Genomic DNA, 23,617 nt, shown 5'->3' on the forward strand with positions numbered 1-23,617 from the left:
GACGTGTGCTCTTCCGATCTAGCTGGCTTTTTGTGTGGAACATGTTAAAAAAACTATTTTTTATACTTTTCAAAAAGTACAACGTTTTGAGAGGCACAAGCAACGTACTAAAGTAGCCATTAAGCTTGCCACTTAACAAAGCGAGAGAAAGTCCCTCAGAGAAAAAATGACTCCATAGAAAAGTTGCCGTTGGAGGTGATTCTCCAACGACAACCTATGAATTTTACGTCTGGCTTGTTGTCTTCCTCTTTTTTCTGCTTCCTTGATACTTGCCGCATGTCGAAAGCAACTGGTTCGTTCCGTTAAGGAGCAGCGGCCTCCTCCAGCGCTTTTTTCACATAGGCATACGAAGCATCCGCGCATGCCTGCTTCTCCATGTCCCAATACTCCTGCCGGAACAATTCCAGGCTGGCGGGCCCCTCGTAGCCGATGTTTTCAAGAGTGCCAATGATCTCCCTTAAAGGTATCAGGCCGAGGGTCGGGAACACCCGGTTCGCCTCGGTCCGTTCGGCTTCCGGAACGTCTTCCGCATCATCGATATGAAAAACATACAAGTTTTCTTGATAGACTTCTTCGAGATCCTGGAGAGTCGATCGTCCAATGAAAAAGTGATAAGCATCCACCACGAGTCCTACACTCGGATGGTCGGTAAGGGAAACGATGCGATTGGCCGTGGATAGTTCATTGACCGAAAAGCTGCTGTAACCAATAAATTCGAACGCGATACGCACGTGGTAGTTGGCGGCAATATTCCCCATTTGTCGGAGCATGGGTACGGTGTTTTCGATGATCGTCTCGGTGGGGGTTCCCTCCGGCACTTCACTCGGCACCGCAATCACATACGGGCAGCCGATGGCGGAAGCGATGCGGCACCAGCGTTCGGTTTCCTGCAACATCTTTTGCTGTTCCAGCTCGGGCTTCATGTTAAAAAATTCTACAGAATTGATCGCGTAAGGATGCACGGAAGACTGTTGGAAGCTTTTGGCAAGCTCTGCGAGCGAATGGTCTTCCAGATAGGAATCCAGCTTATACGTGCGTAGTTCCAGGGTATCAAACCCCGCTTTTTCTGCCACTTCGATGTCTTCCAACAAGGTACATTGATTCGTCGTCGATCCGTTCAAGCCGATCTTCATCGTATTATCTCTCCCTTTTTGTTCTCTCCGTGCATAGAACTGTTGTAATTGCATCCAAACGTTAAGCGCTTACGTAAAATGACAAGAATCATAAAAATAAGCGTTTTAATGTTGAAAGCGATGAGGTGGCATCTTCATACAACTGATTCATCTGGGTTTCCGCTTTATTGGGATTAAAGGGGTCTTTCCCCGGAGCCAGGCACTCCACCGTGATCGTGCCGTGATAGCCACTGTTTTTGACGTTGGCCGCAAATGCTTCCCAGTCTAGGCGGCCTGCTCCCAGACCTCGTCGATTCGTGTCCGCCACGTGGATGTGGGCCAGGGCGTCGCCGACATCGTGAAGTGCTTCTTCAAAATTGGTTTCTTCGATGTTCATGTGAAACGTATCCAACATCGTTTGTACGGCCGGGTGGTTAACTTCGTTGACCAAGGCGCGGGCCTGTTTGCCGTTATTAATGATACAGCTTTCATACCGGTTGAGAGGTTCCTGCACTAACACAATATTGTTGGCATGGGCATAGGGGGCGATGTCTGTTAACGACTGCACGGCCGCGTCCCAATTTTGCTGCTCGCTGGCATCAGGAGCTGCTTTTCCAGGGGCGCAGGGAGACATGACAAAGTACTCGGCCCCGGCACGCGCGACCCGGTCAATTTGTTGATGAAAATAGTCCACCGATTTTTTTCGCATGCCGGGCTCTGTCTGGGAGAGGTCTGTGGTTTTATCCGGCCAGCCGGCATTGGCGGTAATCCCACGAATCGTTAATGACAAGTCGTCCGCTAAGCTGTTCAGTTTGTTCCAATCATAATCATGGGCATGAATTTCAATTTCATCGTATCCCATGGCGGCTACGTCCCGCATCGTCTGTTCGATCGGCTGATCACCAAACACCCAACTGCATATGGAAAATTTCATTACGACCATCCTTTTTGCTTTGTCTTATATTGTCTTCAGATGCTTGACCCGGCTGGCAACATCGATTTCTTTCCCGGTACGGGCGCTCTCATAAATGGCGTTGACCAGCATGGTTAATTGGTAGGCGTCATCGACATCTACGGGTGGGGCGGTGTCGTTAACCAGGGCGTCGATAAACAGCCGGTCTTCTTCAATGTATCCGCCTTTTTCATAGAACGGGACCTGCGTATAGTCTTCGGCTATCATCTGCTGTTCCAGCCCGGGGGACAAACGCACTGTTTCAAGCTCGGCGGTCGATGCTGTGGCATATTTTCCGTAAAGTTCGATAGCTTCAAATGGAAAGCTCCAGCCCGAATGGGCCGAGGAGACAAGGGTGGCCATGCCGCCGTTTTCGAAGGTTACGAGCACGGCAAAATCATCAAATTCATTATCGGAAATGGTTTGTCTTGCTTCACATCGAATGGTTTTCACCGGACCGAAAAAATAAGGGAGCAGATCGATTTGATGTATCGTCGTTTCATACAGAAACCCACCCGTTTTAGTTGAATCTGCTGTCCATGCTGGCTTGAGTAGTTCCCCGCGGTTGAGCTTGAACTGTCCGAGGTAAGGGTGGAGCGCACCTTCTTCAATCCAGTCCTTTACTTTTTTATGTGTATACGCGTACCGGCGGTTCATTCCTAAATTATATACGCCTTTGGACCTCTTTGCTGCGGCCCGGATTCGTGCCGCTCCTTCTTCGGTCACAGCCATCGGTTTTTCACTAAATACATTCAGATCTGCTTCCAGGCATTGAATCACAGGCTCGACGTGGGTCGTATTCGGCGTTGTCACATACACCGTATCGACTCCTAAGCCGATCAGGTCCTCCAGGGTTTCCACGGCCTGCACATGTCCTTCCAGGGTTTGGGCTAACTTTTTGGCATTATCCAGCACAATATCGGCAACTCCCATAATTTCCACGCGTTCGTCCTGCTGCAGAATAGAACTGTGTACAGAAGCAATGAAGCCCGAACCTAAGAAACCGACCTTGATTTTTTCCATGTATGATCCCCCCTAAATTAGAGTAAGCGCTTTCGTAATCATACGCTCATTGTAATGAATTTCCTTCTTGATGTAAACCTTTTCAATTATCGGTAGAACATACAGATGGGGAAACTTTCTTATGCCCTGGATATGTAAACGGTATAGACATCATATAGGAGGTAAACATTCCATTTATGCAATTGGCGTTGTCCTAATCACATGCAAAAAGGCTTCCTGGAGGGAGCCAGAAAGCCTTTATGTTCGCTATATTATAATGAAGCTTTAGACAAACAGCCATCGAAATAAAATCAAAAAAAGAGGGACGATTCCAAAAATCGAATGATCACTCATGAAACGGAAGCTGGAGATAATTCTCTGGCTTCTTTTTCATGGTTCCTGTTTTCTTTTACAAATGATAGGCAACGGCCAACAGCCCAAATTTCGTGGTAATCTTGGTGGTTCCTCTTTAATGTACAATTTGTCGACGCTCTCAGGCAGGGGCCAAAAGGCCGCTGCCTTTTTTATATGGAAGAACTCTTCCACCTGTAAAAAAAGCATGTTTTCCAAAGAATGCTCAATTGTAACCGCTATCATTAGGGTGGTTTAATAAAGAAAAACAGTAAAGGTTTAAAGTACAGATACTGACGGAAGAACTGGGGTGGGCAGTGAGACAGCTGGATTTTTCAGAAATGTCATTTTCATGAAGTGAAAATGATAAAAGAGCAATAAGTGGGAGGGAATCAATTGAATACAGTCAGGGTCTCGGAAAATAAACGGGATTTGGAAACAAAGGATGGAAAAAAGTTTTTTTATCTTGCCGATACGGTATGGAGTGCTTTTACGAATGCGACTCTGGAAGAATGGGGGAATTATCTGGATTACAGAAAAATACAAGGTTTTAATGTTCTCCAAATCAATCTGCTGCAGCAATGGGATGCCAGTGAAGCAGATATTCATATAAAACCATTCGACTACTACAGCGATGGATCGTTTAATTTCTATGAACGAAATGACGCTTATTTTGAAAGAGCTGAACAAATGGTGAAGATGGCCGTGAATAAAGGCTTTGTCCCAGCTCTTGTACTGTTATGGTGCGACTACGTTCCGGATACGTGGGGGTCTAAACTTAATGATAAAAACATCATGCCTTTAGAGCTGGTGGAAGAGTATGTAAAATTTGTTGATCGTCGGTTTTCAAAATACGCGCCTGTATATTTGGTGAGCGGGGATACCGATTTTCCGACAGAAAAAGCAATTGAACATTATAAGGTGGCTTTGAATACAATCAAGGAATGCAGCCCTGATTGTATAACATCATTGCATGTTAAAGGAGGGTTCATGGATTTGCCGCCTGAATTATTATTCAGCGATAATCTGGATATTTACATGTTTCAATCCGGCCATAACATCCAGGCTCAGCATATGTCCCATAAGCTGGCGGAAGAGTTTAATAACAAGCTGGTACAAAAACCCTCCCTTAATTCAGAGCCGTGTTATGAGCAAATGGGATACGCTGGAAATACCTTTGGAAGGTTTAACCGGTTTGAGGTCAGAAAAGCTGCCTGGCAGAGTTTATTGTCCGGTGCCAGTGCTGGTATCACTTACGGCGCCCACGGAATATGGAGCTGGCATAAAAAAGGAAAACGGTTTGGGTTAGTGGGGGAATCCTTTGAGCTTCCATTCGATTGGCGGGACGCCTTAAAGTTCGAAGGAGCCTGGGACTATTCATTTATGAAAAAATTATTTGAATTATACAAGCTGGAAGACATACAACCAATAGACCTTGTATCAAAAAGCACTGAAGAAATCAGGGCTTCCCAGGTCGGGGAGTTAACAAAAGTCATTATTTACGTGCCGGTAAACACAGTGATTGAACTGAATCAACGGCTGGAAGGTTACACATTTACGATTATCGATTTAGAACAGAGACGTTTTGGATCAGCAGAAGCTTCGTTTGAAACAAACAAGACCGTTATTGATATGCATAACTTCGAGTCGGATGTGTTAATCATCGGAGAAAAAACATAAAAAACTATTACCAGTAAAATGAGCATGTTTTTCAATGAATGTTGAATTATAACCGTTATCATTTGAACGATTTAATAAAAGAAGAGAATATTTTCAACTATCGAAATCAATCATATATACAAATGGGAGGAGTGGGGAGCGGTGAACGAGAACCTTAAACGTAAGGCAGAAGCACGGAAGCCTGAAATGGCCGAACGAACAATAACTCCGCAGCGGATCGTAAACATTATGCCCTCCAGCGAACATATCCATGGCTGGAAAGCGGAGCCTGTGGCTGAAGCCGTAGCGTTGCATGAGTACACGTTCGGCAAAGGAGACTCTGTGGTGCTTGATTTCGGTGAACACGTGGTCGGCTATCTGCAGATGAATATTGTTCCTGTGGGCAGCCCGCCGGATGCACCGCTGCATCTGAAGTTGACAGTGGGGGAAATGCCGGTCGAAATCGGCGAGCCGTTCGAGGAGTACGACGGCTGGCTCAGCAGCTCATGGCTGCAGGAGGAAGTGTATCACGTTGATTTGCTGCCGGCGGAGCTGCATCTGCCACGGCGATATACGTTCCGCTACGTAAAGCTCGACGTACTCGCTACGTCGCAGAAATACCGTGTCCAGTTTTCAAATGCGAAGGCAGTTCATGTAACTTCTGCGTCCTTCGATTTTCCTGTCCCTTCTCTCGCGGCAGATGAACAGACGCAGCGGATTGACCGTACGGCTGTCACGACGCTTCGCAACTGCATGCAGTACGTGTTTGAAGACGGACCGAAACGAGACCGAAGGCTGTGGCTCGGAGATTTGCGCTTGCAGGCGCTAGCGAATTACTATACGTTTAAGAATACGTCCCTCGTGGAGCGCTGCCTGTACCTGTTTGCCGCAAGCGCGGATAAAGACGGCCGCGTGGCGGCAAACGTGTTTACCCAGCCGGAGCTGATCGCCGATGACACGTATCTGTTTGACTTCTCTGCCTTTTTTGCGGCTACCCTGTATGACCTATATGACTACGGGGGAGTGACGGAAGCAGTTACCGACTTGTGGCCGACGGCGCTCCGCCAGATGGAGATCAGCTTTGAGCGCCTTGACGGGCGGAACGTGCTGATGGATGACGACACATGGTGGTCGTTTATCGACTGGCATGATGAGTTAAACAAACAGGCAGCAAGTCAGGGCGTGCTCCTCTACTGCTTGGAGCGGGCAATTGTGCTCGCTGAAGCCCTGGGCGATCCGGCGGCGGAGATGCTGAGAGAAAAGCACCGGCAGCTGCAGGGGGCTGCCCTTACGTACTTATGGGACGGGGATCGCGGATATTTTGTAAGCGGGAAGGACCGCCAGGTATCGTGGGCGAGCCAGATCTGGATGATTTTAGCCGGGGTGCTGAACGCAGAGGAAAGCCGGCAGCTGCTCTCACGGCTGGAGAACGACAATGTTACAATCCGGCCAATGACGCCGTACCTGTACCATCACCTTATAGAAGCGTACGCGCTGAGCGGGGAAAATAAACGGGCTATGACAGAAATGAAAAACTACTGGGGAGCGATGGTGGATAACGGCGCGGATACGTTCTGGGAGCTGTTCAACCCGTCGGACCTGCAGTTTTCCCCGTACGGAAGTCACATCATCAACAGCTACTGCCACGCCTGGAGCTGCACCCCGTCGTACCTGATGCGGAAGTATCACCTGCAGTCATAAAAGAACGAACCAAGCCAGCACGCTAAACGCAGCGTGCTGCTTTCGTCTATCGTTATTTATTTTATTCCGGAGAGAGGTGGAAAGATGAAGTGGAGAAACCGGTTCTGGTCGCTCGTGAATTTAAAGCAGCTGCGCGGCCGCTTTTTTTTAACGATGATACTTATTGCGATGCTCCCGCTTATCGCGCTCGGCATTATTTCCTATCATATTTCCAAGGATACGATCGAATCGAATTACGTCACGACCAATCAGGACCAGCTGAGCACCTCGAGCCAGATGACGGACCTGCTGCTCGAAGACGTCATCGAGCTCCACCGCCTCATCCTGTCCGATGACCGCCTGCAGCAGGAGCTCCGCAACGGCAGCACGAGCAGTGAAGAGGGGGAGGTGATCGGCTATGAGTCGACGCTCCGGATGCAAGAGATCATCTCTAACTATCTGATTGAGCAGAACCATATCGCTTCGGTCTGCCTGTACGACAACCAGCTTCGGGCGGCCTGCAGTGGACGGTCCAATAATCTGGGGATCTATCAGAGCAATCCCGAACGGGTTAGAGACGAGGACTGGTATCGGCAGATGACAGAAGCCGAAGGCAGGGAAGTATTTCTGCCCCAGAACGTGCTGACCAGCCGGGAGGAGAGCGAGACGTTTTCGTCGGTCAAGCAGCTGCTCGATCCAGACAACTTCGACCGGAGTCCGATCGGCTTTCTTGTGATCAATCTCGATACGGACGTATTTGGGGAGTCGATGGAGGAGTCGGAGGAGAGCGAGTTCATGGTGATGGCTCCGGAAGACGGAGGCACGCAGAGAGTCGCCGGCTCTGCAGGCCCCCTGGAGACAGACGACACGCGGGGAGACATTGACAATGTCACAGCCGGACTCGAAGACAACGGCTATATGGTGACGAGTCATGTGAACAGCACAACCGGCTGGCATCTGGTGAAAATGATTGAATCACGCTATCTGCTGCGGGATTCCCGGCAGATCGGCATTGTCACGTTCATTCTTGTGCTCGTGATATCGGCGTTAATAATTGCTGTCTCGGCCATCATGTCCAAGTCCATCACCCGACCGCTCAACAAAATTAAAGCGATGCTACTCGCCTGGTCGCTCGGGCAGCGGAAGTTTTCGACCACATTTAAAAACGATGAAGTCGGCATGATTGGTAACACCTTTAAAGCCGTATCAGCCGAAAATGAAAAGCTGAATCAGCGCCTCCTGCAGGCCAGAATCAGCGAGCGGGAATCCCGGCTGCATGCGCTACAGGCCCAGATCAATCCGCATTTTTTATACAACGTGCTTGATTCGATGTACTGGAAGGCAGCGCTGCAGAACAACGACGATGTCGCCCAGATGGCAATTTCCCTGTCGGAAAACTTTAAAATGATTCTCACTCAGCACGGGCGTCTCATCCCGGTTCGGCAGGAGCTGCAGCATGTCCAGCATTACTTAACGATTCAAAACATCCGCTACAACGACCGGTTTACCTTTACTGAAAGTATTGATGACGATCTGTACGACGAAAACATCCTTAAGCTGCTGCTGCAGCCAATGATTGAAAACGCGATTTATCACGGCCTGGAGCCGAAAATGGGGGAAGGGACGATTACACTCGAAGGGTACCGGGACAACGGTTACATTGTTTTTGCCATTACGGATAATGGCGTCGGCTTTGAAAACGATGATACCCACCAGAACGGGATTGGCATGAGAAACGTACGGGAGCGCCTGGAGTACAGCTACGGCAAGCACAGCTTTTTCCACGTGGAGAGTACGGTCGGCGAAGGGACGAGAGTGATGCTCGGCTACGTTCCCGGAAAGGAGAGTATACAGGATGAAAGCGATCATTATGGATGACGAATACATTGTGCTTGAAGGGCTGCAGAAGCTGATCAACTGGGAGGAGTACGGCATCGAGCTCGCAGGTACTGCGAGTGACGGGGAAGCCGGGTGGCAGTTGTACCTGGATACCCGGCCGGACATTGTGCTGACTGATATCAAAATGCCCGGCATGAATGGCCTTGAGGTGATAGAAAAAATCAAGGAAATGGACCCGGAGACTGTCTGCATTGTATTCAGCGGCTTTAATGAATTCGAATACGTGAAAAAGGGGCTGTCGCTCGGCATTCTGGAGTACATTGAAAAGCCGGTAACGATCCCAAAGGTTAAGGACGTGCTTGATAAAACGATGAAGGAAATCGGACGCCAGCAGGAGTTTCATACGATAAAGGAAGCCTTGCAGGAAAGCGAGGAGGAGCTGGCGGAAAAAGCACTGGCTGATCTGCTGCACGGCGCAGAGGAAGCGGCGGGCAAATGGCAGCCGCTGCTTGAAGAAAAGCTTGCTGGAGCGGTCTGTTATTCCGTGCTCGTATCGAAAACGCCGCTCGATATGGAAGCGGGCGGCACACTCCGCTACATGGCGTTGCAGGAGAAAACAAGTTGGACGTATGTGCTGCTGCACGAAAAAAAGGAAAGCGACGTGGAATGGCTGAAGCAGAATGATTTGTTTTTAACGGCGCCGGTAGTCGGTGTCGGCCGTCGGCGCGAAGCGGTGACGGACATTCCGGCAAGCTACCGGGAGGCAGTGAAGGCGTGGACCTACGGCCAGTTTATGGGTGAAGAGGGAGTGGTGTTTTATGAAGATCTTCCACATGCCGAATCAGCGGGCCGGCAGCTCTCCACCCAGGGGGAAGCGATGATTCTCTGTCTGAAAATCGGCAGCCGGGAGAAGCTGGAGGACCAGATTGAGCGTTACAGGGAATGGTTTTACAGCCAACGGTTCGAAAAAGAGGTAATGGAAAACGAGATTCTCGAGCTTTTGTATTCCTGCATGCACGCGGTCAAGGAAATGAACGACTACCAGGATATTGACCTGATCAAGGACTGGCGTCCGCATAAAGAAATTCAGGATTTACTGACGAGAGAAGAAGTATTCGCGTGGTTTTACCACCGGCTGCTGACGCTATTTGCATGGATGAAAGAGCGCCCGCAGGAACAAAGACACGCCTCTGTGAAGAAAGCTCTGCGGTACATGGAGGAAAACTATGATCAGCCGATCACCCTGCACGAAACGGCAGAACATGTGGAGCTGAACGCCACCTATTTTAGCGTGCTGTTTAAAGAAGAAACAGGAGAAACGTACATCAAATACTTAACAAGGTACCGGGTGAGAAAGGCGAAGGAAATGCTCGCTGCAGGTGAAAAAACGGCTAATGTTGCCGGTAGGGTCGGCTATCATACATACCGGCACTTTGCCGAGGTGTTTAAAAAACATACCGGAGTCACACCCGGCGAATATAAAAATGCCGGAGCCTGACCAAAAAAAACGGACCATATACGAAAAATGGCGCAGTTATATTAATAGTTGAAAGCGCTTACTATGAAAGTAAGCAATCACGAAGGGGGAAATTCGATGAAGAAGAAAGCAGCAGTAATGGCAGTGGGGATGCTCGTAGCGGGCGTGACCGCAGGGTGTTCGTCTGGCGGGGGAGAAGAAGGGGGAAGCTCGGATACAAAAACGATGAACTTTCTGACTGCGAACAGTGAAGGTGGGGACACGCGGGTGATCATGGACCTGGCCGAACAGTACCAGGAGGAGGAAGGCGGTGCGGAGGTGGAGCTTGAAACGGTGCCTCAGACCGACCTGCAGCAGCGGATTCAGACGCTGTCTTCGAGTAATGATCTTCCGGACATGTTTGAATTTGAATCCAACCGGCTCCAGGATCTGATTGAAGCCGACCAGCTCGTCAATATTGAAGAAGAATTTGAAAACCTCGGTCTGGAGGATTCCCTGAACCCGGCAGCTGTGGATTTACTGAAGGATCTGTCGGGGACGGACGGGCTGTACGCCGTACCGGTGGAATTAAACATTGAGGGCTTCTGGTTTAATGAGCAGCTGTTTGAAGAAGCAGGCATTGAAGAGCCGGAAACATGGGATGAAATGCTTGAAGCAAGTGAAACGCTCCAATCCCAGGATATTCAGCCATTCGCCGTTGCCGGTCAGGAAAAATGGCCGATCACGAGGCTGATCAACGCTTATGCGATCCGTGAATACGGCAGTGACGCAATGGACCGGGTGGCCGAGGGTGAGCTGAGTATTACCGATGACGGCTTCGTTGAAGCAACGGAAACGGTGCAGAACATGGCGGACCAGGGCTATTTCGGTGAGGGAGCCAATACATTGGACGCAAACGCCGCTTTGGACATCTTCCTGCAGGGTGACGCTGCAATGTACTACTCCGGAAGCTGGTCGCTCTCCGACTTTAACAATGAAGAAGTGAACCAAATCGATATCGACAATATTGGCTTCTTTAACATACCAGAGGTGGAAGGCGGCGAAGGATCTGCTGACGACTACTCCATTAACGCTGGACTCGTACTTGCGTTCTCTAAAGAAAACTTTGATGAGCAGACAGCAGATTGGATGGAATACGTTTTCACCAGATACCCGGAAACGGCACTTGAGGACTATGGCTTTGTATCAGGCTTTAAAGTAGAAAATGTGCCAGACAATGTCGATCCATTAACCGAGCTGGTTGTAGGAGAGATTGACCAGGTCGAAGAAGGCGCATTATGGTTCGAGGCCAACTTTGACGCCGAAACCCAGCGGGAAGCCGAGGACGGTGCGCAGCAGCTGATCAACGACTCCATGTCACCGGAAGAGTATCTCCAGGGCATCGAACAGACGATGCAGGAATAGATTAACCTGTTACAGGAGGCCGGTGGAGAGGTTGCCGGCCTCTTTCAATTACTAATTCCCTGATAGAAGGTGGCCGCATATGAAACGAACGTTGGGAAGAAAACGAATCATACTGGCGTTTTTAGCGCCGGCGCTGTTGATTTACTTAGTTATTATTATCATTCCTACTATTTGGTCTCTCGTGTATACGTTTTTTGAAGGGTCGCCGATCACCGGTTTTGAATTCGTCGGAGTGCGAAACTACCAGGCGGTATTCAACGACCCGGACTTTTTTGCCAGTCTGTGGCGAAGCGTGCGGTACATGTTTATCGTTACGACCGGCCAGGTCGTGCTTGGCCTGATAATTGCCCTGTTGTACGTGTTTTACATCCGGAAATTTTCATTTTTAATCCGGACGCTCATCTTTTTCCCGGTTGTCCTGCCGGCAGTAGCGGTTGCCCAGCTGTTTGCGAAGGTATTTGAAATCTCTCCGCAGCTCGGTATTTTTAATGAACTGCTGCGGGTGCTCAACCTCGAAATGTGGATTCAGGCCTGGCTCGGCCAGGGCGACACGGCGTTTTGGATTGTTTGTATTATGGATATCTGGCGGGCAATGGGCTTCTATGCGGTTATTCTGTATGCCGGCCTGATAGATATTCCTGATGATGTGCTCGAGTCGGCAAAGCTTGACGGAGCCAAAGGATGGAGCCTTGCCACCAACATTGTGCTTCCGATGATCCGGCCAATTTTAATATCTGCGATCATTTTCAGTCTGAACGGCACGCTCAAGGTGTTTGAATCGGTCATCGCCCTGACGAACGGCGGGCCGGGCAACAGCACCGAAATGCTCACAATGTACATGTACCGGGTGGCGTTCACCTACAGCCAGTATGGCTATGGAAGCACGATTGCCGTGTTCATCCTGCTCCTCTCGCTTATTGTCACACTCGCTGTGTACAGATTTTCCCGTACAGATGTCACGGAATAATAAAGGGTGGTCATAATGAATAACAAAGTTAAAAGGTTTTTTGAGCCTCTCAATTTAATCAGCAAAATTCTGGTTGCGTTCTTTCTGCTTGTGACGATTTATCCGATCATCTGGCTGCTTCTGTCCTCGCTGAAAGCACCGAGCGAATTTAACACAAAGCCGATGTTCGCCCTGCCGGACGGATTTTACTGGCAGAACTACGTGGATGCCTGGACGATCGGTAACATTGGCACCTACTTTACAAACAGCGTCATGGCGACGTTCCCGGCGCTCTTTTGCATTCTGCTGTTCGGCGCGATGGCCGCATTTGCCATTGAGAAGCTGCGTTGGAAGTGGAAAAACGGCGCAATGCTCTTGTTTCTGGCCGGTATTATGGTGCCGGTGCAGATTGTATTGCTCCCGCTGTTTAACATTTACTTTAACGTCGGGCTTTTGAACAGCATTCCCGGGCTGATTCTTACTTATATTGCATTCGGCCTGCCGCTCACGATCTTTTTGTTCTCCGGCTACTTTAAAGCCCTGCCGAATGAGTTGATCGAGTCGGGCATTGTGGACGGGGCCAATATTTTTCAGGTGTTCTACCGCATCGCGGTGCCGATTATTCTAAATGCCTTTGTCACGATCGCCCTCGTTCAGTTTTTCTTCGTCTGGAACGATTTGATCTTCGCGCTCACGTTCATTAACGATACCGATCTGCGGACGATCCAGACCGGGCTGCTGAACTTTACCAGCTCGTACGGCCAGCGCCAGTGGGGACCGACATTTGCAGCGATTTCTCTTACAGTAATCCCGACGCTGACGCTTTATCTTTTCCTGAATAAGCTCGTCATGAAGGGCATGACCAGCGGTGCTGTGAAAGGTTAAGAAGGGAGAAAACGATGAAACTTATCGCATTTATGCAGAAGCTTACCCAGTGGAGCCTGAAGCTTATTTATTTAAACTTTCTCTGGCTCGGATTCACCATTATCGGCCTGTTCGGCCTCGTTGGATTTTTTCCGGCGCTTGCTTCTGTTTTTGCGGTAGCAGACCGTCTGCGGGAAGACCCAGACAGTGGAAAGTCGATGAGGAAGGAATTTTTCGCACACTACAAGCGGCTGTTAGTACGGAGCAACATGATTGGGTACGGCATGACGGCAACGGCTGTCGTGCTGTATGTGGATGTGCATCTGCTGCTGCGGATGGAAACGACGCTTTCTTATGTGCTGCTGCCGTTTTTGGCTACGGTCGCGATTATTTTTACATGCGCCGCAGTAGTTGTTTTCCCTTTTCTGCTCGATGGGCGTTGGAGCGTGCCGCAGTGTTTTAAACAGGCGTTTGTGTTCGGAACGGCATCGCTTGTGTCGGTATTTCCGATTGTGCTCGTCGTGTTTGTGCTCTTTTTATTGACGATCAACATACCGTTCTTATGGCTGATGGGTGCGAGCCTGCCGTGTCTGCTGATTACTGTCATGCTTCAGAAGCCGCTATCAAAAATGCCTGTATATCAAAACGAGGAATCAGCGGCATAAGCATGCTGACTGTAAGGAGGAAACAATGTGAAGATTACGCATCTGCGAGTGAACGGCCTGGAGAAGCCGCTCGGCTTTTTCCTGGAGCCGCTCCGGCTTTCATGGATTACGGAAGATCAAGAGGGAGACTCGTCCTTCCAGCAGGCTGCCCGGGTGGAAATCTCCCGGAACGCCGCGTTTGAGAATGTGCTGTTTGACAGCGGAAGGGATGAAAAGATCCGGTCACTTGCCTACAAGCCGGAGGGTCTGAAGCTGGAACCTAGAACCCGCTACTACTGGCGGGTCAGTGTGTGGGGCGATCATGGCGGCTACGCCGTGAGCGAGCCGGCCTGGTTTGAAACAGCGAAAATGGAGGAACCTTGGCAGGCGCATTGGATTACGCCAGGGAACGGAGTATCGGGAGACGCGCATCCGCTGCTGAAAACAGTGTGGAAAATCGACAAACCGGTACAGTCGGCGCGGGTGTATGCGTGCGGACTGGGAATTTACGAACTGTTCGTAAACGGTAGGAAAGCAGGCAACGAATATCTGCTTCCGGGGTTTCACGCGTACGACTACTGGCTGCAGTATCAGACGTTTGACGTCAGTGACTATATCCACCACGGCGATAATGTGATCGGTTTCTCACTTGGACCCGGCTGGTACAAGGGGCGTTTTGGTTTTAACGGAGGTCATACAGATCTGTACGGCGAGGATTATGCAGCGATTGCTGAAGTGATTGTCACGTTTACAGACGGCACCGAGCAGGTAATCCGTACGGATGACAGCTGGAAGGCGGCAGTCTCGCCGGTAACGTTCAGCAATATTTACGACGGTGAAGTGTACGATGCTACGAAAGCAATTAAGGACTGGTCGAAAAGCCCGGAGGCTGCAGGATGGCAGCCGGTGAGGCAGCTGGAGCCATTCACGGCACAGCTGACTGCCCGCTACAGCCCATCAGTTAAAATCATGGAAACGCGACCTCCGGCCGAGATTCTGCATACGCCTGCCGGAGAAACGGTGCTTGATATGGGGCAGAACATGACTGGATGGGTACGGTTCCGGACGGAGGCGCCTGCCGGTACTGTGCTGCAGCTGAAATACGGAGAGGTGCTGCAGGACGGCTGTTTTTATCAGGAGAACCTGCGGACGGCTGAAGCCCAGTACACTTACATTGCCGACGGGCACGAGCAGGAGGTGGAGCCGGCGTTTACGTTTTACGGCTTCCGTTACGTGAAGCTGATTGGGTTTGAAAAAGTATCAGAAGCAGACTTTACCGGCCTCGTCGTGTACAGTGACATGGACCGGACTGGCAGCGTGGAGACGTCCAGCGATCGCGTGAACCGGCTGTTTGAAAACGCGCTGTGGAGCCAAAAGGGCAACTTTCTGGATGTACCGACTGACTGCCCGCAGCGGGACGAACGTCTCGGCTGGACGGGGGACGCCCAGATTTTTGCGGCGACGGCTTCAATGAATATGCATACGCAGGCATTTTTCCGGAAATACATGAAGGATGTGCGCGAAGAACAGCTGCGCATGAACGGCGCGGTGCCGTTTTTAGTGCCCGAAATCAAACCGGCCGAAGGTGGCAGAGGCTTCCTGGCCGCTTCCTCGACCGGCTCCACCGCCTGGGGGGACGCCGCCACAGTGATTCCTTGGGCACTTTACCAGCAGTACGGCGATCTCTATCAGCTTGAGGAGCATTATCCGATTATGTCCGACTGGGTGGACTATCTGCGGCGCACCGATGACACCACGCGTGAACACCGTCTGCTGACGGAAGGATTTCATTTTGGTGACTGGCTTGCGCTCGATGGCAGCGGGAGTTTTGACGAAGACCGTTTCGGGGGCACCGATGTGTATTATATCGCCTCCGCGTACTACTGCTATTCCGCTGCCCTCACCGCCAAAGCGGCGAGGGCCCTCGGCAGGACGGACGAGGCGACGGAATACGAACAGCTTTCGAAGGAAATCAAAGAGGCTATTCAGCAGAAATACTTTTCCATTGCCGGTAAATGCACGATTCCCACCCAGACGGCCCACGTGGTCGCTCTGTATATGGATCTGGTGCCGGAGCATTTTAAGCCGGGTATCAGTGCGGAACTGCATTACCTGCTGACGAAAAATCACAGCTATCTGCAGACCGGGTTTGTAGGTACGCCGTATTTGAATCACGCCCTTTCGGACAACGGTATGAATACGCTGGCGTACACGCTGCTGCTGAACGATAAATATCCGAGTTGGCTGTACGAAGTGGACATGGGGGCGACGACCATCTGGGAGCGGTGGAATTCGATACTTCCCGACGGGAGCATCAGCGGTACCGGTATGAATTCGTTGAACCATTACGCGTACGGCTCCATTGCCGAGTGGATGTATACGAAAATGTGCGGCATCCAGACGGACGAAATCGCTCCCGGCTACAAGCGGATCACGCTGGCTCCACAGCCGGACGCGCGGCTTACCTACGCCCGGGCTTCCATTGAAACGGCTTCCGGCCATGTAGCCTGTGGTTGGGAGTTTAAAGGCGGGCACATCCACATTACGTGCAGCGTGCCGTTTGATGCTGAAGCACGGGTGGAGCTCCCGGGGGCTGAAGGGAAAAAAGTATGGATTAACGACGCGGCTGCCGAGCAGTACGGCGAGCATGACGCGGAGCTGTTGCTGTCGAAGGGCGAGTATCATATCGTCTATTCGGCAGACGGATGGTTTAGCGCCGAACGGGGCGTGCATTGCTCGATCAATGAGCTGTTCGCACACGGCCCGTCTAGAGATATACTGCTCACGGAAGCGCCGGAATTCGCCGGAGAGGAAGTCGTCTGGACGAATTACCCCGATACACCCATAAAGGAGTTAGTACAAACCCCGGTTGTGAACGATAAAATAGATAAAGATGTCCTGAATCAGCTTAAAGCCAGATTGGAAGCGGAAAAATAGGTTTTTTTGGTCAGAGGAGGTTTTGGCGTGGACCCATCCACGGCTGCTTGGATGCCTGGGGGGTGTTGTTGCTTCTGCAGGTGAAGAATCTTTGCCTGCTTCCCAAGCTTGGTGCAGTGTGCTTTTTTAAGTGTTTGTAAAGATCATTGTGTTCACGTAGCCCATAGATCCTGCTTGTGATAAGGTAAGAATGGCCCCCCAATTATTACCTTAATCGTTATATACCTACCATGCTTACCAGCCATATTGGCTGGGATTTTTTTGTACTGTCGAAAATTTTATGGACCGTACATAAAACATCAATCATTCTTCTTAATACGTAAATAATGAAGTCGTTGGATTGGCGCAGCAGAAATATAACTATTAAAGGACAAGCGCCGTAGACGACCGTGTGATAATGTACGAACTTGAGCAAAACGACTTAAAGATTGACGCCTAAAAATACTATGAAGATAAACGTTCTAACCCCCAGGCAAGTGTGTCTATTTTTCAGGTGCAAGTGCAACATATTACTAGATTAATTTACTGAAACGTTTACGTGTACGTAAATGTGATTATTTACATTATTTAACCAACTGTATATCGTCTAACCATGATAAAATAAATACTAAAGAAAGCTTCAGTTTCCTTAGGTTTTAAAATAAGAACAATAACAATGGGGAGGGCTTTGAATGAACCACTTAGTTCTACCAGGAAATCAAACCCAAGCTCTTTCATTGGAAAGGTCTCACTCGTTTCTGAATAGCGACTTATATACAGATATTTCTGCCGAAGGTTTTGAAGGAGTCGAGTGGGGGCAGATCCCCGATGAATTTTTGATGTATATCTATTTACATAAAAACAATACGCTGCGTAAGGAGCGAAGTGAGCGAACAAAGCGCAAATACTTAGAAACGCTTGTCCCATTTCTTACTTACGTACAGGGTTTCGGAGGATTAAGAAATATTTCTCCTCAACGTATCTATGCCTATCAGTTGCATCTCGAGCGAGAGAAAGGGTATAAAGCGAGTACGCTGGCACGCCATAGTACGGTTATTAAACAATTCCTACGGTTTCTCGTGCAGGAAGATATGATAGAAACCGATTTGACGACAAAAATGGCGCCCGTGGCTCAACCTAGAGAGGAGCTCGTGGACCGGGATCTCCATGAGCACGAAGTCCAGCAATTGCTAACGTATTTCAAACAGAAAGATCTGTTTGCTTATACGTTGTTAGTCGTTTTAACGAGTACAGGTATGCGAATTGAAGAACTAGCGAATGCAAAATGGCGCGACCTGGAATGGCGTTCACCAGAAGGGGCCTTTTTTCTGCACATTACGGGAAAGGGAGAAAAGGAGCGGCCAATTTTCCTTTTCGTCGATGTGCTGCGTATCCTCCAAAATTTCCGGAAAGAGCGTGGAATGATCACAGAGATTTTTACCGGAGAGTCTGCCTTCTTTCCAAAGAAAAACGGGGAGCATTATCATGTAAACTACTTAGGAGATCGTTTCAGCAAGCTCATGGCCTCAGCGCCATTTCCATTTGTCCAACATCGTAGAGACCCTATTACGCCACACACATGCCGTCATTATACGACGTATTATATGTTGGAGCACGGTGCTGACCTTGCTTCGGTTCAGGATATGCTGGGTCATGCGTCGATAAGAACAACGGAACGGTACTTACTGCGCCGGAGAAATTACGGAGAGCATGCAGGGTTAAAAGTGAATACGAGAAGTTTCACAAATAAATAACAGAAGCGTTTGAATTTTGATATCCTAATATTAGATTGTTTTTTCCTTACAAACAATCTTCAAATATGTATCTATTTCGGCAAATAATATCTAATTTTAAGCTAAAAAATTATCGTTGATACTGTTTCCATGCTATACTTTGAACACCAGTAAACAAATAAAAGGAGAGTACATTTTGTCATTTAACAAACAAACTCCTCCTACAAGAAAAGCGACAATATATGATAAAGCTAAATCAATTAATATTACCGAAAAAGGCACTGGTAAAACTATTGGGTTTCTTAGTATTTTCTTTGCTATAATTGCCCTGATAGGTGATTGGCAAAATTTTCTTTGGCCTATAATATTGGTTGGCGCAAGCTTGACTTTTTTTTTCTTATGGTCAGACAAAAAGAATGCAGAAATTAATCACTATAAGAGTTTATTAGAAAAAGCCGGAATAGATTATGTGAATTTATATAGTACTTTGCAGCATTATGAAAGAGATTCTCTATACAATGAATTGTGTAAAAAGTTTGTAAGTAATCAACAAAACGTTTTAAGCGTACAATTATATGACTATGCTTTGGCAATTCAGAAAAAAAACTATGTGGTTAGGTTGAGTTATGATCAAAGCTATATAGATATTGATAGCAGCTCTAATGCTATTATTCAGGAAACATATAGATTCAATAAAAAAAAGGTTAAGGAATTAAGAAAAGCTGTGTTAGCTTTAGAACTTTCAGCGGATTTTAGTCCTTTATTGAAGTTTATTGAGCAAAGTGATGCTAATTATGTTAAAGATGAAGATGAAAATTTTATGTTATTTGACATTGCGTTAAACTATATTTTAAAAGGATTGAATAGAAAAGGACTACAAGAAAATAAAGCCTATGAACCTTTTTTTGATTTAATTGAAGACGTATATCAAGAAATCGAAGACCGAAGAAGTGCTGGTAAAAGAAGAATTGGGATACCCCAAGCCATACTTTTACATGAGCCAATTAATATAAGCGTTATTCATGATTTTTCCTATGAAGGAATTAATGAAGAGAAAAATTCAAGAAATTATTTAACCTATATAGTTCATACCTCTTTTGGTGAAAAAAAATTATTTTTGATAGCCTACGACATAGGTGAAGAAATGGATTTATCCGTAGAAGAAATTTCTATGTTAGAAGAAGAGATACTTTCAACATTCAAAGAGCTGTTGTTTAGATATAATCTTGTTAAGGGAAACATAAATGATAAAGGAGGTATTTTGGATGACAATCTACAACACCTCAAAAGGGAATTTTGAAAACAATGAAGAAATAATAAAAGATCTTTTAGAAGCTCTAAGTGAGGGTGGATTTTTAGAAGAAAAAGAAGAAGTGAAAGAAAAAATATTAAAAGGTCTTGAAAGTCAAGCTGTGCTGGAGAGTCAACCACAAAAAGACGAAGAAGAAAAAGATTCGCCCAAAGAATTTAATAAACTAGAAAATATTAAATTGAGATCTAGAGTTAGAAGTAAAAGAAAAAGAGATAATAACTTATTAATTATTAAATAGTTTCTTTAACAATGGATTCCTTCATTAATAAAGCGATTTTTATTAACTAAAGGTAAAAGAGTGAAAAAAACTTTGAATTTTTCATTATCATTTTAATCGAATATTTAATTTTTCTGCAAAATGTTCTTATATTATAAGACAGAATCCTTTTTAAATGGTGTTTTAGTTAATACCATTCTATTTATAAGGATTCTGTCTTCTTTTCATAAGAAATATTGCAAATAAATTTCTCACTTAAAATAAAACATACTCAGAAGCTTTGATGGAGGTGCTTTTCAATTTATAATAAACTTTCAAAAGTACATAACGCTATAGAGCAATCTAAAAAATCATACGGTAAATTGCGTAAAGTTGAATTTCATATACATACTCCTGCTTCTCATGACTATAGACTATTACCTAATGAAAAATTTGAAAGTTTAACTTTAGAAGAAGTTATTAATGTTTGTATAGAAGAAAAGTTATTTTCACGAACTTTTTTTGAACACAATAAAAATGAATCAAAGAAATTATTAGAGGATATGAATCAAAAATATGAAACAGAATTTAATGAATTAAAAGAATTATTAGGTTATATGTTAATCGCTCATCGTTTATATGAAAGTGATGTTGAAGCAGCAGTAATTACAGATCACAATACTATTTCAGGTTATAAAAAATTAAACGCAGCCATAATTGATTATTATAAATCACGGTTAAAAAATAATAGAACAAAACATTGTATATCACTTTTTCTAGGAATTGAAATAAGCTGTTCAGATTACTATCATTTAGTCGGTATCTTCAATGAACAAGATTATAGCAAAGTGGAAAAGTTTGTAGATAAATATATCCATTCAAAAGAAGAAGGTACTTATATTTCATGTTTAGATATGGTTGAAAAAATACATGAAAATCATGGTATTCCTTACATAGCTCATATTAACACCAGTAATTATTTAGGTACCAATTTATACAAACGCTCTCTATTTGGTTCTTCATTATTAAACATACTAGGAATAACTAATATTGAAAACCTATCTTCAGTAAAAAATAGAGTAAATGGATTAAAAGGTAAGTTGGCTGAAAGTTTTTGCTTTATTGCAGAAGGCGACTCTCATGAACTAAAACAAATAGGCACCAATAATACTTGGATTAGATTTGAAAGAAAAGATTTTTCTTCATTAAAAAAAGCATTTAATAATCATGATTTTTGTATTTATTTAGAAAAACCTACTTACAATGACAGGTTTTTGAAAGGTATGTATATTGAACCTGGTGAAGAAGGATTCCTTTCTGGATATGAAAAAAAATCCCCATTCATAATTGATTTCTCAAGAGATTTAAACTGTATCATTGGAGGTAGGGGTGTAGGGAAAAGTACGATATTAAATATTTTAGAGGTAGCATTCACTCTTGAAATAAAAGAAAAAAGAACCCTTAAGTTTATTTCAAAACATAAGAAAATTTATATATTGTTCCATTATAAAAGTAATGACTATATCTTAGAATTCTTACCACAAGTCGGCAAAGAAGGATATATAGATGATGATTTTTTCTTAAATAAAGCTTTTAAAGAGAATGTAAAAAATTTAGAGGGTAATATAAATTTAGCTCCCCATTGGATTACGCTTTATCATGTAATTAAAAAGAATCAAAGATATGAAATAGTAAATGATGAAGACACCCTAATAATATTAAAAGAAATGTACAAAAATAGCTTTTCTATAAATAACATAATTGAAAGAATAAATAGTGGAGATATTAGTAATTTTATTCAAGAAATTGTTTTAAATGGAGAAAAGTTTAATAATTCAAGAGAATTACTGAGAAAATTAAAGCAATTGAACAAAAATAATTACAGAAAATATTTACGTGAAAACATTACTGAGATAGCAAAAATGATCGATTCTCGAAAAAATAAAGTAAATGGCACAATTGATATTTTTAATCAAAATAATAATGAATTAATTAAAATATTATATTCGGCTAAAGAGCAAGAACCTTCTAATTATATAGATGAATTAAATATAAAGGGCGAAAATCACGTAGCTAATACTTATTTAACATGGGACGGGGTAGAAGCTTTTCTTTACCAAATTATTAATGAAATGGGCTACATAAATTTTCTAGAAAAATTGTTGAATAAAAACCATCAGGAAATAGAAAAGAATTATAAAATTAATAATTTTATAATGGAAAAAAGAAAAGGTGGATATGAAGAAATCTCTAAAAATAATATAGAAAAAGTTTATAATACAATAGAAAAAAGAATCTTTTCAGATTTGAATAAAGTAAATTCGAGTTTTGAAAAATTTCTTAATGCAGTTGATGAATTTGAATTGTTATTTAACATAAATTCAAAAGAATCTGTGCGGTCCGAACCTTCCTTAATGAAAAATGTCGAAGAACTATCTTTGGGACAAAAGGTGGTGGCCATTTTAACTTTTATTTTTAATTATGGTGAATACAGTTTAGATAGTACACCCCTAGTAATTGATCAACCTGAAGATAATCTCGATAATATCTATATATACGAGAATTTAGTAAAGAGTCTTAGGAAAATTAAGACAAAACGTCAAGTAATTATTTCCACCCACTCTGCTACTATAGTAACTAATGCTGATTCCGAACAAGTGATTGTTTTAGATTCGGATAATTATCACGGTTGGTTAATTAAAAAAGGATATCCGAGTAATAAAGCAGTACTTAATCATGTTATATCAATTCTAGAAGGTGGAAAATATTCATTTGCACATAAAAGAGATACTTATCAAACAGTCCTGGAAATATAATATATTTTTATTAGCAAACCTAGTAAAAATTCCTGGTCTTTTGAATAAAAAAAGAAAGAGCCTACTACGATTTTAATTAGTAGGCTTTCGATAGTATATAATTTCACATATCGTAATTTACTTATAAATCTATAACACAATTTTAAGAAGACAAATACATGTTTGTTTATGATCCAATACCTAAGGAAATAGAACATTTCCTTAGGTTTAAATCAGGGTCTGAAACTGGCCCCATTTTCTTCAAAAAGTAAAAACTGTATGTATTCCTTTAGTAGTATTTTTAATGTGAAAATAATTATGGTATGTGAAATTAAAATCAATTTTATGATCATCAAGGATTGTGTTTATAATAGTGATTATATATACTATACTTATAATATATACTTTTGAAAAGTGGTAAATATAGAACCTTTTTGAATAAGAAAGGAGACGTCTAAGATGACGCAGGCAGAGAAAAGATACACCCGCCGATTGAACCAATCAGGAAACAGTCTTTCAGCTGGGATCCCCAAAGCGATTGCTGATCGACTGGAGTTAGCTAAAGGCGATGAACTTAATGTCTATTATAATGAAGAAACTGGGGAAATTATTATGAAAAAAGTGAATCATTCCTTACCGAAAGGCGTGCGCCCAGACGTATTACAAGCAATGAATCGCGCCGTAGATAAATATGACGACGCACTTCGTAACTTAAAAAACAGGTGATGGCTTGGG

The 23,617-nt window shown here is 45.1% G+C and carries 17 protein-coding genes; 14 read left to right on the plus strand and 3 right to left on the minus strand.

The genetic code is table 11. The features are described from left to right. Positions 1 to 302 precede the first annotated feature (302 nt). The 3 genes from ACTRXI_RS13035 to ACTRXI_RS13045 form a co-directional block, all read right to left on the minus strand. The gene (locus tag ACTRXI_RS13035; protein WP_474263177.1) at positions 303 to 1,133 is read right to left on the minus strand and encodes a sugar phosphate isomerase/epimerase family protein; all 831 of its coding nucleotides are present in this window, start codon (positions 1,131 to 1,133) and stop codon (positions 303 to 305) included. Between the two features lie 88 nt (positions 1,134 to 1,221). Beyond that, a complete protein-coding gene (locus ACTRXI_RS13040; protein WP_474263179.1) occupies positions 1,222 to 2,046 on the minus strand; it encodes a sugar phosphate isomerase/epimerase family protein in 825 nt (274 codons plus the stop codon). A 24-nt stretch (positions 2,047 to 2,070) separates the two neighbouring features. Beyond that, positions 2,071 to 3,087 (minus strand): Gfo/Idh/MocA family protein, encoded by a 1,017-nt coding sequence (locus ACTRXI_RS13045; protein ID WP_474263181.1) that lies wholly within the window; start codon positions 3,085 to 3,087, stop codon positions 2,071 to 2,073. A gap of 726 nt (positions 3,088 to 3,813) precedes the next feature. Between ACTRXI_RS13045 and ACTRXI_RS13050 the strand changes: the two genes are divergently transcribed. The 14 genes from ACTRXI_RS13050 to ACTRXI_RS13115 all read left to right on the plus strand — a co-directional run bounded on the left by ACTRXI_RS13050 (position 3,814) and on the right by ACTRXI_RS13115 (position 23,608). Next, positions 3,814 to 5,097: a glycoside hydrolase family 140 protein gene (locus tag ACTRXI_RS13050; RefSeq protein WP_474263183.1), complete on the plus strand. Its 1,284-nt coding sequence runs from the start codon at positions 3,814 to 3,816 to the stop codon at positions 5,095 to 5,097. 141 nt (positions 5,098 to 5,238) lie between these two features. Then, positions 5,239 to 6,777, plus strand: a complete 1,539-nt coding sequence (locus tag ACTRXI_RS13055) for an alpha-L-rhamnosidase-related protein (protein WP_474263185.1) — start codon at positions 5,239 to 5,241, stop codon at positions 6,775 to 6,777. 84 nt (positions 6,778 to 6,861) lie between these two features. Further along, on the plus strand, positions 6,862 to 8,634 hold the full coding sequence (locus ACTRXI_RS13060; protein ID WP_474263187.1) for a sensor histidine kinase: 1,773 nt from the start codon (positions 6,862 to 6,864) through the stop codon (positions 8,632 to 8,634). Then, positions 8,612 to 10,093 (plus strand): response regulator transcription factor, encoded by a 1,482-nt coding sequence (locus tag ACTRXI_RS13065; RefSeq protein WP_474263189.1) that lies wholly within the window; start codon positions 8,612 to 8,614, stop codon positions 10,091 to 10,093. Before ACTRXI_RS13060 ends, ACTRXI_RS13065 begins: the two co-directional genes overlap by 23 nt. Before the next feature lie 96 nt (positions 10,094 to 10,189). Further along, complete coding sequence (locus ACTRXI_RS13070; protein WP_474263191.1) at positions 10,190 to 11,476, plus strand: ABC transporter substrate-binding protein; 1,287 nt, start codon at positions 10,190 to 10,192, stop codon at positions 11,474 to 11,476. Between the two features lie 79 nt (positions 11,477 to 11,555). Beyond that, positions 11,556 to 12,443 (plus strand): carbohydrate ABC transporter permease, encoded by an 888-nt coding sequence (locus ACTRXI_RS13075; protein WP_474263193.1) that lies wholly within the window; start codon positions 11,556 to 11,558, stop codon positions 12,441 to 12,443. Positions 12,444 to 12,458: 15 nt separating this feature from the next. After that, positions 12,459 to 13,307: a carbohydrate ABC transporter permease gene (locus tag ACTRXI_RS13080; protein WP_474263195.1), complete on the plus strand. Its 849-nt coding sequence runs from the start codon at positions 12,459 to 12,461 to the stop codon at positions 13,305 to 13,307. Between the two features lie 14 nt (positions 13,308 to 13,321). Continuing rightward, positions 13,322 to 13,951: a YesL family protein gene (locus tag ACTRXI_RS13085; RefSeq protein ID WP_474263197.1), complete on the plus strand. Its 630-nt coding sequence runs from the start codon at positions 13,322 to 13,324 to the stop codon at positions 13,949 to 13,951. Between the two features lie 27 nt (positions 13,952 to 13,978). Further along, on the plus strand, positions 13,979 to 16,867 hold the full coding sequence (locus tag ACTRXI_RS13090; RefSeq protein WP_474263199.1) for an alpha-L-rhamnosidase: 2,889 nt from the start codon (positions 13,979 to 13,981) through the stop codon (positions 16,865 to 16,867). A 671-nt stretch (positions 16,868 to 17,538) separates the two neighbouring features. Further along, on the plus strand, positions 17,539 to 18,600 hold the full coding sequence (locus tag ACTRXI_RS13095; protein WP_474263201.1) for a tyrosine-type recombinase/integrase: 1,062 nt from the start codon (positions 17,539 to 17,541) through the stop codon (positions 18,598 to 18,600). Between the two features lie 175 nt (positions 18,601 to 18,775). Further along, positions 18,776 to 19,879, plus strand: coding sequence for a hypothetical protein (locus ACTRXI_RS13100; protein WP_474263203.1), 1,104 nt, complete (start codon positions 18,776 to 18,778; stop codon positions 19,877 to 19,879). Beyond that, on the plus strand, positions 19,845 to 20,129 hold the full coding sequence (locus ACTRXI_RS13105) for a hypothetical protein (protein ID WP_474263205.1): 285 nt from the start codon (positions 19,845 to 19,847) through the stop codon (positions 20,127 to 20,129). The genes ACTRXI_RS13100 and ACTRXI_RS13105 overlap by 35 nt, the downstream gene beginning before the upstream one ends. Before the next feature lie 278 nt (positions 20,130 to 20,407). After that, complete coding sequence (locus tag ACTRXI_RS13110) at positions 20,408 to 22,903, plus strand: Spaf_1101 family AAA-like ATPase (protein ID WP_474263350.1); 2,496 nt, start codon at positions 20,408 to 20,410, stop codon at positions 22,901 to 22,903. 438 nt (positions 22,904 to 23,341) lie between these two features. Further along, positions 23,342 to 23,608, plus strand: a complete 267-nt coding sequence (locus tag ACTRXI_RS13115) for an AbrB/MazE/SpoVT family DNA-binding domain-containing protein (protein WP_474263207.1) — start codon at positions 23,342 to 23,344, stop codon at positions 23,606 to 23,608. Positions 23,609 to 23,617: the final 9 nt, after the last annotated feature.

This window comes from Marinococcus sp. LNHM4E3-1 (assembly GCF_056034405.1).